This is a genomic window from Nioella sp., assembly GCF_964229645.1.
GTDB lineage: Bacteria > Pseudomonadota > Alphaproteobacteria > Rhodobacterales > Rhodobacteraceae > Nioella.
Genome location: NZ_CAXREX010000178.1, coordinates 1 through 12,555, shown reverse-complemented (window position 1 = coordinate 12,555; position 12,555 = coordinate 1). Strand labels below are relative to the sequence as shown.

Here is a 12,555-nt window from a genome sequence, read left to right as displayed (position 1 = left end):
GGCAATCGTTTCGTCAAAGGGCATCGGCCGGGAAAAGAGGAAGCCCTGCAGGTGATCGCACCCCAGTTGCTGCAGAACGCTGTGCTCTCCGGGGGTTTCCACGCCCTCGGCAACGGTGGTCACGTTCAGCCGCTCGGCGAGAGCAAGTATGCCCGCAACCACCGCCCGCTGCGTCGAATCCTGGTCGAGCCGGGTCACGAAACTGCGGTCGATCTTGATACGATTGACGTGAAAACGCCGGATATTGGCGATCGAGGACTGGCCCGTGCCAAAATCGTCGAGGTCCAGATTGAACCCATGGGCGCCGAGCTGTTCGATATTGCGCAGGACCACGTCATCTTCGGATTGGGCGGCGACGGTTTCGAGGATTTCCACCGTCAGGCGGGAGGGGCGCAGGTCGAAGCGGTCGACCTCCCATTTGACCCGGTCCGCCAGGCTTGGGTCGTGCAATTCCTCGGCTGAAAAATTGACCGAGACCGAGGGCACCGGGCACCCGGCTTGGTCCCAGGCCTCGATTGCCCGCAGGGCCTGGGTCAGCATGGCGTCACCGAGACGTCCCATGCAGCCGGCATCGGCGATGGCGGGCAGAAAGTCGGGTGGGGTCAGCAGACCGGCCCGGGGGTGGTGCCAGCGGGCCAGGGCCTCGAACCCCGTGATTGCCCCGGTTTCCGCGTTGATCTGCGGTTGGAACCAGGGGCGTATCGCGCCGGTTGCCAAGGCCTCTTCCACTTCCTCGGCCAGCCCGTGGCGCAGCTCTGCCCTGCTGCGGATGCCTTCGGAATAGCCGCGCACGCCGCCCGGGCCGTGGTGGCGTGCCTCGATCAGTGCGGTCAGCGCGGCATCGAGCAGGTGCGTAGCGCTGCCGAAGTCGATTTGCGCCGGGGTGGCAAACCCGATCGACACCGTGGGATGGGCAGCAGCCCCGGCAATGGCGATAGGCTCGGATAGTGCCTTCTGAACGCGGTCAACCAGGCCCATGACGATATCGAGCTTGGTGGTCATGACAGGGTGCAGCGCCACGGCGAAGCGCGCCTCACCGATCGAGGCGACGATGTCGCCCCTGCGCACGGTGGTCAGCAAGCGATCTGCCGTCCGGCGCAGGATCTGGTCGCTGGCCGCGCCGCCCCAACGCGAGGCAAGATCGGGAAACCCGTCGATCTCGATCACGAAACAGGCAGTTGTCCTGCCGCGAGATTCCGTGAGTTCCAGCGCGGCGTCGAGGGCTGACAGGAAGCTTTCCCGCATGGGCAGGTCGGTGCGACCGTCGATTGGCCCGCGATCGGCCCCGCTGCGACCGTAGGGGCGCATGGCCTGAAGGGCCAAAAGCCCCGGCAGCAGGAAGGACGTTGCAAAGATCACCTCCGGTGCGCCCATCCAGAAGGCGATCAGCGCGAGGGCGGGAAAGACAGCCAGAACCTCGACCCGTGACAGGCCCCGGCGGATGGTGCTGGCGGCATGATCCAGACGTGTCGAAACGGGTGTGCGCATGGCAGCCTCTCGTCCTGGCAAAGCGGCTCTCGGTTGCTATCACCGCTAAGCCAAACTGCCTGACAGGCTGTTAACGCCGTCCGTTCAGTCCTTCGGATTTGCGTCGACTTGTTCCGATCTGGCCAGCCCGGCGAAGTCGAACAGGGCGGGGTCGAGCAGGTGCGATGGCCGCGCGTTCATCAGCGCCGAGATCATCTTGCCGCGCCGCCCGGGGCTGCGCGTTTCCCACTCGTCCAGCAATTTCTTGATCTGCTGGCGCTGCAAACCGTCCTGGCTGCCGCACAGGTCACAGGGAATGATCGGGTAGTTCATCGCCGTGGCGAACCGCTCGCAATCGGCCTCGGCCACATGGGCGAGCGGACGGTAGACGAACAGGTCGCCCTCGTCATTGAGCAGCTTCGGCGGCATCGTCGCCAGCTTTCCGCCGTGGAAGAGGTTGAGGAAGAAGGTTTCCAGGATGTCATCGCGGTGATGGCCCAGAACCACGGCAGAACAACCTTCCTCGCGCGCAATCCGGTAGAGATTGCCCCGGCGCAGCCGGGAACAGAGCGCGCAATAGGTCCGACCCTGGGGCACCTTGTCCATCACGATGGAATAGGTGTCCTGGTACTCGATGCGATGCTCGACCCCCATCTTTTCCAGAAATTCCGGCAGCACCGTCGCCGGGAAACCCGGCTGCCCCTGGTCGAGATTGCAGGCCAGGATCTCGACCGGCAGCAGGCCGCGCCATTTCAGCTCGGTCAGGGCGGCCAACAGCGTGTAGCTGTCCTTGCCGCCCGACAGGCAGACAAGCCAGCGTGCCCCGCGTTCGATCATGCCGTAGCGGTCAATCGCCTCGCGGGTTTCACGGATGATCCGCTTGCGCAGCTTCTTGAACTCCGTCGTCGACGGGGCGCCGTGAAAGAGCGGGTGGATTTCGTCGGTCTCGTCCAGCATCGGGGGCCTCCGGTTGCGGCTCCGCATCTACGCGGAATGGCGCGGGCAGGCAATGATTTTGGGAAAGGGGCGATTCGGGGCATGCTTGGGGGATTGATCCCAACCTGATTGAAGGACACCCCATGATTTACGCGATGACGGCCCGCAGCCTTGTGGCGGGCAGCTTTACCACGAACCCCGGCGTGACGCGCTACCTGAAGGCCGATCGGACCATCACCGGGCAATGGACCGTGCAGGTGATGGAGCTTGCGACATGGGTTGCAGAGGTGTTGGCGGCGGCAGGCGGGAACGGGGTCCTGCTGCATGTGCATGGCTTCAACCTGGAACAGCAGGAAACCTTCGCGCGGCATGCGCTGATTGCCGATGGGCTGAAACAGCAGGGCTTTGGTGGGGTCGTGGTCAGCTTCGACTGGCCGACAAATGGCGTTCTGTTCGACTACAAGAGCGACCGGGCCGACGCCCACACGGTTGCGCCGCAACTTCTGCTCGATGGGGTCGCGGTGCTGCGAAAGGCGGCGCCCGGGATCAAGATCGACATCATGGCGCATTCGATGGGGTCGCTGGTTACGCGGCATGCGTTTCAGCGTGTGGTCGAACTGGGCAAGGCGGACAGCGCGGACATGACGGTTGGGCAGGTGCTGCTGGTTGCCGCTGACATAGCGGCCAAGTCGATGAAGCACGGCGCGAGGAAGTCGGCAGCGCTCTATGCCCATGCGGGGCGGGTGACCAACTACTACAGCCGCGCAGACGAGGTGCTGAGCCTTTCGCAATGGTACCGACTGTTCCAGGCGCAGCGTCTCGGGTTCGAGGGGATGCCGGACGGCATGCCGCCGGGCCATGCGGATGTTTACGTCCAGCACTACTACGTGGCGCACATGCAGGATTGGCCGGCCACGGCGTCAATCTCTCATAACTGGCATTTCCTCGACCGGCAGTTCTACCGGGATGCGGCGCTGGTTCTGGCAGGCCATCCAGCGGCCACGATGCCCACGCGCACGGTCACCGATCAGGGGAATCAGGCCCTGATCGGCTAGGGCCCGGAACCGGGTCATAACCTTCGGAGCCCCAGGGGTGGCAACGCCCGATCCGTCGGGCGGCCAGCCACGCGCCCTTGATCGCCCCGTGCTTTTCCAGCGCTTCCAGCGCATAGGCCGAACAGGTGGGCTGGTACCGGCAGTTATGCCCCACCCAGGGGCTGAAGATCAGCCTGTAGGCCCGCACGGGCAGGGCAAGGATATGGGCGAGAGGAGTCACCGGTGCACCTTCTGCAAGGCGCGCGAGAGGTCCTGCTTCATGTCGGCTATCGGGCGCGCGGCGGTATCATTGGCTTTGCCGATCAACACGTAGTCCCAGCCCGGGCGTCCTTCAAGCGGCAGGACCGCGCGCGCAATCTCGCGCAGGCGGCGCTTGGCGCGATTGCGGGCCACCGCGTTGCCCACTTTCTTGGAACAGGTGTAGCCGATCCGGACCAGATCGGGATCAACGCCTTCGTCGGCCTGCCGCTTGCGGGCCTGAAGCAGGAAGGCCGGGGCTGGGGCGCGTCCCGCCCGCGCTGCGCGCAGGAAATCGGGACGCTTTGCCAGGGTCTCGATCTTGGACATGGGCATTGGGCCCCCTTTCAAACACGAAAAGCCCCCGAGGCCGTCGGCCGAAGGGGGCTCATCCACCGGTCCCGCAGGGGGACCGGCCCTCGTTACGCGATTATGCGCTGAGCGACTTCCGGCCGCGGGCGCGGCGGGCGTTCAGGATCTTGCGGCCGGCCTTGGTGGCCATGCGGGCGCGGAAGCCGTGGCGGCGCTTGCGGACCAGGTTCGACGGCTGGTAGGTGCGTTTCATCTGTCTCGTTTCCTTGTCATCAAGGCCGGATGCGGGCGCGGGGCCTGCGATCGACAGCCGGAGAATCCGTATGAGGCCCGGGCAATAGGCCCTCCCGGCCCCCATGTCAACAAGCCCGACGCCCTGAATTCCCGGTTTGAAACATCCCGAGGGCAGATTCCGTCCGGCGCCCCCCAATCATGACATATTCCCCCCGATTCCGTCACGCGTGATCAACCGCGCGTGAAGGGGCTGTTCGCGCGCAGGGCAAGCACGCATGTTGGGCAGAACGCAACCATGCAGGCAGGACATGAGCCAAGTCACCACCGAACCCAGATCGCGGGCCAGCCGCCTTCTGCCCTTCGCCCTGATCGTGGCCGGGGCGTTGGCGGGATGGGCATTGCTGGGCGATTACCTCAGCTTCGAAACGCTGCGCGACAACCGCGAGGCGCTGCTGGCCTTCCGCGATTCGCATTTCGTGACGATGGTTGCCGCCTACATGACGCTATACGTTCTGATCGTGGCCTTCTCGCTGCCCGGCGCGACCATCGCTACCCTGGCGGGCGGCTTCCTCTTCGGGCTCTTCCCCGGCGTCGTCTTCGTGCTGATGTCCGCCACCATCGGCGCAACCCTGATCTTCCTGGCCGCCCGCATGGGCTTTGGCACTGCGCTGTCGGCGCGGATGGACGCCTCTTCCGGCACCGTTCGGCGAATCATCGAGGGCATCCATGACAACGAATTGTCGATGCTCTTCCTCATCCGGCTGGTCCCGGTCGTGCCCTTCTTCGTGGCCAACCTTTTGCCCGCGCTCGTGGGGGTCAGCCTGTCGCGATACGTGTTCACCACCTTCTTCGGCATCATGCCGGGCACGGCGGTCTATACTTGGGTCGGCGCGGGGTTGGGCGAGGTCTTCGCCCGGGGGGACACGCCGGACCTGACGATTCTCTTCGAGCCTGCCATTCTTGGCCCCATCCTGGGGCTTTGCGCCCTGGCGGCGCTTCCCATTCTCCTCAAGGCCCTGCGCGGCCAGAAAGGGTTCTGACCCATGAACCGGATCAAGACCGATATCTGCGTGATCGGTGCGGGCAGCGGCGGGCTGTCCGTCGCGGCGGGCGCGGTCCAGATGGGCGCGGACGTGGTGCTGCTGGAAGGGCACAAGATGGGGGGGGACTGCCTGAACTATGGCTGCGTGCCCTCCAAGGCACTGCTGGCCGCCGGGCACAAGGCCCATGCCATGGGGCAGGGGGCATTCGGGGTCAGCGCGGGGCCGGTCGCAACCGACTATGCCGCGGCCAAGGATCACGTCGCAGCCACCATCGCCGCCATAGAACCCCATGACAGCCAGGAGCGGTTCGAGGGGCTTGGCGTGAAGGTGATCCGCGCCTTCGGCCGCTTTACCGGCCATGACACGGTGCAGGCGGGCGAGACCGAGATCACCGCGCGCCGCTTCGTCATTGCCACCGGGTCACGCCCCTTTGTGCCGCCCATCCCGGGGCTGGCCGAAACACCCTATTTCACGAACGAAACGATCTTCGACCTGCGCGAAAAGCCCGGCCACCTGATCGTCATCGGCGGCGGCCCCATCGGGCTGGAAATGGCGCAGGCGCACCGGCGGCTTGGCTGCGAGGTGACGGTGCTGGAAGGGGCAAAGGCGCTTGGCAAGGACGACCCGGAACTCGCCGCGATTGCCATCGACGCCCTGCGTGCCGAAGGCATCACGATCGTCGAAGGTGCGATGGTCTCCGGTATCTCGGAAAGCGGGAACGCTGTCAGCGTGACCACCGATGACGGGACCCGATACGAGGGCACACATTTGCTGGTGGCCGTGGGGCGCACGGTCAATATCGACGGACTCGACCTGCACAAGGCAGGCGTGGAACGCACCCGGACGGGGGTCAAGGTAGACGCCTCGCTGCGTTCGCCCACGAATCGCAAGGTCTATGCCATCGGTGATGCGGCAGGTGGGCTGCAATTCACCCATGTGGCGGGCTACCATGCCGGCGTGATCGTGCGACAGATGCTGATGGGCCTGCCCGCGAAGGCCCATAACGATCATATCCCCTGGGCGACCTACACCGATCCGGAGCTGGCCCAGGTTGGTCTGACCGAAGCGGCCGCGCGCGAGAAATACGGCGACCGGCTGAGCGTGGTGCGCTTTCCCTATTCCGGCAACGATCGGGCCATTGCCACCGGGCAAACCACCGGACTGATCAAGGTGATGGTGGTCAAGGGCCGGCCCGTGGGGGCCGGAATCGTCGGTGCGCAGGCGGGCGAACTGATCCAGACCTGGGCGCTCGCCATTGCCAACAAGCTGAAAATGGGCGCTATTGCCGCGATGGTCGCGCCCTATCCGACACTGGGAGAGATTAACAAACGCGCGGCGGGGGCCTATTTTGGTCCCAAGTTGTTTGAAAGCCCTTGGATCAAGCGGATCGTGCGCCTCGTGCAGCGGTTCTAGACCCCGGGCAAGGGAAGGCAGAGACACCGCGTGCTCAATTCGCTCTCAGGCCGGTTGCTGATCCTGACGGTCATCTTCGTGATGCTGGCAGAAGTCATGATCTTCGTGCCGTCCATCGCGCGCTTCCGCGAGGATTACCTCCTGGCGCGGATCGAGCGGGCGCAGATCGCCTCATTGGCCTTGTTGGCCGACGAGTCGATGATGATCGACGATGCGCTGGAACGCGAGCTTCTGGACAATGCGGGGGTGCTGAACGTGGCGCTCCGACGCGACGCGGTCAGCCAACTGGTGTTGTCGGCCGATCACATCCCGCCCATCTCGGGGCAGTATGACCTGCGCGACGTGTCCTCATGGACCTTGATCCGCGACGCCATGTTGCGCCTGGCCGTGCCGGAGGAACAGGTGATCCGGGTTTTCGGCAACCCGGTGATGGATGCCGGCATCCTGATCGACATCACGCTGCCAACGGCCCCCATGCGCGCGGCGATGATCGACTATGGCCTGCGCATCCTTGTGCTCTCTGCCGTGATCTCGGTCATCACCGCGGCGCTACTCTTCTTCGCGGCGCGGCGGGTCATCGTCATGCCGATCCGGGGCGTGATCGACTCGATGCGCTCTTATGCAGAGGCGCCGGACGACGCCACCCGCATCATCGAACCCTCGGCAGGGATCACCGAATTGCGCGACGCGCAGGTGACACTGCGCGAGTTGCAGAAGCAGCTGACCGCGTCGCTCAAGCAACGCGAGCGGCTGGCCCAGCTCGGCGCGGCGGTGGCCAAGATCAGCCATGACCTGCGCAATATCCTGACCGTGGCCACCCTGATGGCCGACCGCCTGGAGGGGTCCGAGGACCCGGCGGTGCAACGCACCACCCCCAAGCTGATTTCATCGCTCAGCCGCGCGGTAAATCTCTGTGAAGGCACGCTGGCCTTTGGCCGGGCCGAAGAGCCGCCCCCGATGCTGACCCGGTTCGACCTGGTCCCGCTGATCGAGGACGTGGTCGACCAGGAAAGGCTGGCCATTGGCGATGCCGAGGTCACGATCGAGGCCGATTGCATCAAGGGTCTGATTCTGCGCGCCGATCCCGAACAGCTTTATCGGGTTCTGGGCAATCTCGTGCGCAATGCCCGCCAGGCAATCCTGGCCACGGGGCAGGCGGGGCGCATCAGCCTGTCTGCGGGCGAGGACGGCGAAGGGTGGCTGATCCGCGTGGCGGACACCGGCCCGGGCCTGCCCAAGAAGGCGCTCGACCACCTCTTCCAACCCTTTCAGGGTGGCGCGCGCAAGGGGGGCAGCGGCCTGGGGCTGGCCATCGCGGCAGAGCTTGTGCGCGGGCATGGCGGGCGGCTTGACCTTGCGCATACCGGGCCCGACGGGACCGTTTTCGAAATCCACCTGCCCTCGGGTCAGAAAGTCTGAATTCGCTCTTGCACCCCGGCGAACACGGCGATAGATACCGCCCTCACGCGCTGGTAGCTCAGTTGGATAGAGTACTTGACTACGAATCAAGGGGTCGGGGGTTCGAATCCTCCCCAGCGCGCCATTTGACAGAAAGCCCGGCCTTCGCGCCGGGTTTTTTGTTGTCCGGTCCCGACCCGGCGGGCGGCCTAACTCCCCAGAACGTCCTCGACGATGGCCGCGAACAGCGCGCAGCCCAGGCCGATCAGATCGTCAGGGAAATCGTAGTCGGGATTGTGCAGCACCGGGCCGTTCGTGCCGTTGCCAAGCAGGATGAATGCAAGGCAGGAGCCGGTGCCGAAGTGCCCGAAATCTTCGGAAGGGCGCATCGGCAGGCATCCCGGCCCGCTCGACAGGCCCAGCATGTCAGCTGCGCGGCGCACGATCTCCGCCGCCTTGGCGTCGTTGGCGCAGGCCGGGAAGATGTCGTGGTAGTCGATGGACAGACCCAGCCCGGCCCCGGCCGCGTCTTGGGCGAGGCTCTCGGCTGCGGCAACGAGCGCTTCCATCCGCGTGTCGGTCAGGCTGCGCAGGGTGACGTATAACTCCGCCTCGCCCGGGGCGATCCCGAAGGCGGGTTCGCCAAGCCGGGCGTGGCAGACGGTGACCAGGGCAAAGGCCGGGTCAGCCAGGTCCGCGCCTTCGGACAGGCCCGTCATCTCGACCATGAGGCGCGACAGGGCAGGCGCAGGTGACAGCCCGGTTTCGGGCAGCGAGGCATGCGCCGTCTTGCCGGTCAGGCGCACCCGCATGCCCCGTGACGCACAGCTTGCCGGTCCCGCGACCACCCCGACTTCGCCCAGGGGCATGCCGGGGTAGTTGTGAACCGCAAAGGCATAGTCGGGCCTGATCGCATCAAAGCCCGGGTCCGAAACCACCCGCGCAGCGCCTTCCCCGGTTTCCTCGGCCGGTTGGAAAAGCAGCACGACCGACCCTGTCGCAGGCCGCTGCCGCCCCAGCAGCCGGGCCATTCCAGCCAGCATGGCCATATGTCCGTCATGCCCGCAAAGATGTGCCTTGCCATCGGTTTCCGACCGATGCTCGGCATCCGAAAGCTCCTGGATAGGCAGGCCGTCCAGCTCGCATCGCAGCAGAACCCTCGGCCCCGGCTGCCCGCTGTCATAGAGCGCGGCCACCCCGTGCCCGCCAAGCCCGGTCAGGATCCTGTCGGGTCCCGTCGCCTTCAGCGTGGCGGCGACGGTCCGGGCGGTTTCGACCTCTTCGCCCGAAAGCTCGGGCCGCCTGTGCAACATGCGGCGCCACTCCGTCAGGTCGTGAATATCGGCGTTGGTTAGTCGCTGGGCGGTCATCGGGGTCTCCTTCGCCGGGCAGACTGCGCTGGCAACGCATAAGGGGCAAGTGGCCCCGTGCGGGCGGGCTTCCGGATTGCAATTCCCGCAAGGCCGCGCGATAGGCGAAGCAGCACGCAAGGAGACCCGCCATGCCCGACCAGAGCCTCGATGACTGGCTGCCTGCCTTCCCGCGCTGGCTGGGCGTGACCCTGACCGCGTGCCAGCCCCACATGGTAGCCGGTCAAATGACGGTTCTGGATCATCATGCCAACCGCAACGGCGTGATGCATGGCGGTGCTATCATGGCGCTGGCGGATTCGCTGGCGGGGACGGCTGCCGCGCTCAACCTGTCCGAAGGCCAGGCGACCACCACCATCGAATCCAAGACCAACTTCCTGCGCCCCCTCGCGATCGGAGAGACGGCGACAGCGCGCTGTGAACCCATTCACCTCGGGCGCCGCACAACGATCTGGCAGACCACGATCCTGCGCCCCGACGGCAAGCCCGCCGCGATCGTTACCCAGACCCAGATGACCCTGGCCCCCTGAACGCCAGAGGTGGACAAGCCGGACCAAAGGCGGAAGGGTGGCACGATCCCATTCCCCGCTGATGCGCCATGCCCCGTTTCAACCTCAAGCATATCGAAGCTTTCGTGCTGGTCGCCGATCTCGGTAGTTTCCGGCGCGCGGCGGCGCGTCTGAACACGACTCAGCCCAACATCTCGAACCGCATTTCGCAGCTTGAACAGCACATCGGGCAGGTTCTGATGGAACGCGACGCCGGGTCGGTCCGGCTGACGCGCGAAGGCCGCGCGCTTCTGGAACCGGCGCGCCGCGTGCTGGCGTCGGTCGATGCCTTCGCGGAAGCCGCGGGGGGCGGGGCCGCCTTCGAGGGGGTGCTGCGCCTCGGAGTGACGGAACTCGTGGCCCAGACCTGGCTGCGCCGCTTTCTTCTGCGCATGAAGCGCGATTACCCGGCCATCGACGTGGAACTGACGGTGGACCTGTCTGAAAACCTGTCCTCTGCCCTCTTTTCCCGCGATCTTGACCTGACCTTCCAGAACGGTCCCTTCGACCGAAAGGCCCGCTTTACCGAGGCGCTTGGCCGCTGCCCGCATGTCTGGGTGTCCGCGCAGCGCGGCGATATTCCCGAAGGCCCGCTGTCATCCGAGATCATCGCCCGTCATCGCATCTTCACCCATGCGCGCGGCACCTACCCGTTCCAGCAGCTCGACAACCATTTCAAATCCGTCGGACAGGGCGCGCGCCTTGTGCCGTCCTCCAATGTCGCGGCGGCGCTTCACATGACCCAGGACGGCCTGGGCATCGCCTGCGTGCCGGAACTGATGGCACAAGAGGCGCTGGACGCAGGGCGGCTGCGGCGGCTCGACTATGACTGGCGGCCCGAGGCGCTGCGGTTTGCGGCCCGCTGGAACACCGATCCCACGCCCCCGTTCCTGCGCGACGCGGTGGCGCTCGCCGTGGGTTTCTACCCGCCGCAGGATAAGTAATTATTATCCTATGAATGAGATCATTCGATTTTTCCAAATCCTATAGCTGGTCTAAGCTGCCGTGGATACGAATGCGGAGGCTGGAATGGGCGAGTCATACAGGTTGGGGGCCGATATCGGTGGCACCTTCACCGATCTGGTGCTGGAGGGGCCAAAGGGGCGGTTTTCCACCAAGGTCCTGACCACCTATTCCGCGCCCGAGGATGCGATCATCGAGGGCATGCACCGGGTCTGTGAAAAGGCGGGCATCGCCCCGTCCGCGATTTCACAGGTGATCCACGGCACCACGCTTGCCACCAATGCGCTGATCGAACGGCGCGGGGCCAAGACGGCACTGATCACGACCGAAGGTTTCCGCGACGTGATCGAGATGCGCACCGAAAGCCGGTTCGAACAGTATGATCTCAACCTGAAGCTTCCCGATCCGCTGCTGCCGCGCAATCGCCGCTACACCGTCAGCGAACGGCTGGACGCCGATGGCGGCACGCTGATCCCGCTGGACCGGTCCGAGGTTGAGGCTCTGGCCGACGACCTGCGCGAGGCGGGGTATGAAAGCATCGCCGTGGGCCTGTTGCATTCCTACGTGAACGACGCCCACGAACGGATGATTGCCGAGGTTCTTGCGGAAAGACTGCCGGGCGTCATGGTCTCGCTGTCGTCGCAGGTCTCGCCCCAGATGCGCGAATACGAACGCTTCAACACCACGATTGCCAATGCCTATATCAAGCCGCTGATGAAATCCTACCTGGGCCGCCTAAAGGGCCGCTTGGCCGAAGAAGGCGCGGATTGCCCCGTCTTCCTGATGCATTCCGGCGGCGGCATCATCGACATCGACACGGCGGCGGATTTCCCCGTGCGGCTGGTGGAATCGGGCCCCGCCGGTGGCGCGGTCTTCGCCGCCGACATCGCCGCGCGGCACGGGCTCGACCGGGTGCTCAGCTTCGATATGGGCGGGACCACCGCCACGATCTGCCTGATCAAGCACCAGACGCCCAAGACCGCCCGCGTCTTCGAAGTGGCCCGCAGCTATCGTTTTAAAAAGGGCTCGGGCATGCCGATTTCCATCCCCGTGATCGACATGGTCGAAATCGGGGCCGGGGGCGGATCGCTTGCGCATGTGGATGCGCTGAACCAGATCCGTGTGGGCCCCGAAAGCGCCGGGTCGGAACCCGGCCCCGCCTGCTACGGGCGTGGCGGTGAGCGCCCCGCAGTGACGGATGCCGACCTTGTTCTCGGCAAGCTCGACCCGACCCATTTCGCGGGTGGCTCCATTCCACTTTACCCTGACCGGTCCGAGGCGGCGTTGAAGGCCCATCTCGCCGACCGCTTGGATATGGACGCGACCGAAGCCGCATGGGGGCTGGCCGAGGTCGTGGACGAGAACATGGCCAACGCCGCCCGCGTCCACGCCGTCGAAAACGGCGAGGACCTCAGCACCTACACCATGATTGCCTTCGGTGGCGCGGCCCCACTCCATGCGGCGCGGCTTTGCGAGAAGCTCGGGATCGCGCGCTGTCTCGTGCCGGTGGGGGCGGGCGTGGGCTCGGCCATCGGCTTCCTGCGCGCGCCGTTCTGTTTCGAGGCGAACCGGTCCGTAT

At 65.5% G+C, this 12,555-nt stretch carries 13 protein-coding genes and 1 tRNA gene; 8 read left to right on the top strand and 6 right to left on the bottom strand.

Features of this window, described 5'->3' with window-relative positions; translation table 11 throughout:
- On the bottom strand, positions 1-1,488 hold a 1,488-nt coding region (locus ACEQXV_RS11660), incomplete at its 3' end, for a putative bifunctional diguanylate cyclase/phosphodiesterase (RefSeq protein ID WP_370269279.1).
- Between the two features lie 84 nt (positions 1,489-1,572).
- Positions 1,573-2,424: a tRNA 2-thiocytidine(32) synthetase TtcA gene (gene ttcA / locus ACEQXV_RS11655; protein ID WP_370251460.1), complete on the bottom strand. Its 852-nt coding sequence runs from the start codon at positions 2,422-2,424 to the stop codon at positions 1,573-1,575.
- Positions 2,425-2,546: 122 nt separating this feature from the next.
- Here ttcA and ACEQXV_RS11650 point away from each other — a divergent pair, with 122 nt between their 5' ends.
- The gene (locus ACEQXV_RS11650; RefSeq protein WP_370269277.1) at positions 2,547-3,458 is read left to right on the top strand and encodes an alpha/beta hydrolase; all 912 of its coding nucleotides are present in this window, start codon (positions 2,547-2,549) and stop codon (positions 3,456-3,458) included.
- On the opposite strand, the gene yidD is transcribed toward ACEQXV_RS11650, so the two are convergent.
- From yidD to rpmH, 3 genes are all read right to left on the bottom strand, one after another.
- Positions 3,424-3,678 (bottom strand): membrane protein insertion efficiency factor YidD, encoded by a 255-nt coding sequence (yidD, locus tag ACEQXV_RS11645; RefSeq protein WP_370251462.1) that lies wholly within the window; start codon positions 3,676-3,678, stop codon positions 3,424-3,426. The genes ACEQXV_RS11650 and yidD overlap by 35 nt on opposite strands.
- Positions 3,675-4,031 carry a ribonuclease P protein component gene (gene rnpA, locus ACEQXV_RS11640; RefSeq protein WP_370269276.1) on the bottom strand — a complete coding sequence of 119 codons (357 nt, stop codon included), beginning with the start codon at positions 4,029-4,031 and terminating at the stop codon, positions 3,675-3,677. The genes yidD and rnpA overlap by 4 nt, the downstream gene beginning before the upstream one ends.
- Positions 4,032-4,125: 94 nt before the next feature.
- On the bottom strand, positions 4,126-4,260 hold the full coding sequence (gene rpmH, locus ACEQXV_RS11635; RefSeq protein ID WP_005980833.1) for a 50S ribosomal protein L34: 135 nt from the start codon (positions 4,258-4,260) through the stop codon (positions 4,126-4,128).
- A 289-nt stretch (positions 4,261-4,549) separates the two neighbouring features.
- On the opposite strand from rpmH, the gene ACEQXV_RS11630 reads away from it, so the two are divergent.
- The 4 genes from ACEQXV_RS11630 (at position 4,550) to ACEQXV_RS11615 (ending at position 8,240) form a co-directional block, all read left to right on the top strand.
- A complete protein-coding gene (locus ACEQXV_RS11630; RefSeq protein WP_370251464.1) occupies positions 4,550-5,281 on the top strand; it encodes a TVP38/TMEM64 family protein in 732 nt (243 codons plus the stop codon).
- A gap of 3 nt (positions 5,282-5,284) precedes the next feature.
- Positions 5,285-6,697 (top strand): NAD(P)/FAD-dependent oxidoreductase, encoded by a 1,413-nt coding sequence (locus ACEQXV_RS11625; RefSeq protein WP_370251465.1) that lies wholly within the window; start codon positions 5,285-5,287, stop codon positions 6,695-6,697.
- Positions 6,698-6,727: 30 nt separating this feature from the next.
- The gene (locus ACEQXV_RS11620) at positions 6,728-8,116 is read left to right on the top strand and encodes a sensor histidine kinase (RefSeq protein ID WP_370269275.1); all 1,389 of its coding nucleotides are present in this window, start codon (positions 6,728-6,730) and stop codon (positions 8,114-8,116) included.
- A 47-nt stretch (positions 8,117-8,163) separates the two neighbouring features.
- Positions 8,164-8,240: transfer RNA gene (locus ACEQXV_RS11615), tRNA-Arg, on the top strand.
- 64 nt (positions 8,241-8,304) lie between these two features.
- On the opposite strand, the gene ACEQXV_RS11610 is transcribed toward ACEQXV_RS11615, so the two are convergent.
- Positions 8,305-9,465 (bottom strand): amidohydrolase, encoded by a 1,161-nt coding sequence (locus ACEQXV_RS11610; RefSeq protein ID WP_370269273.1) that lies wholly within the window; start codon positions 9,463-9,465, stop codon positions 8,305-8,307.
- A 131-nt stretch (positions 9,466-9,596) separates the two neighbouring features.
- Here ACEQXV_RS11610 and ACEQXV_RS11605 point away from each other — a divergent pair, with 131 nt between their 5' ends.
- The 3 genes from ACEQXV_RS11605 to ACEQXV_RS11595 all read left to right on the top strand — a co-directional run.
- Positions 9,597-9,995 carry a PaaI family thioesterase gene (locus ACEQXV_RS11605; protein ID WP_370269271.1) on the top strand — a complete coding sequence of 133 codons (399 nt, stop codon included), beginning with the start codon at positions 9,597-9,599 and terminating at the stop codon, positions 9,993-9,995.
- Positions 9,996-10,063: 68 nt separating this feature from the next.
- Positions 10,064-10,957: a LysR family transcriptional regulator gene (locus tag ACEQXV_RS11600; RefSeq protein WP_370269270.1), complete on the top strand. Its 894-nt coding sequence runs from the start codon at positions 10,064-10,066 to the stop codon at positions 10,955-10,957.
- Between the two features lie 85 nt (positions 10,958-11,042).
- The coding region (locus ACEQXV_RS11595; protein ID WP_370269268.1) for a hydantoinase/oxoprolinase family protein at positions 11,043-12,555 on the top strand (1,513 nt) is incomplete at its 3' end.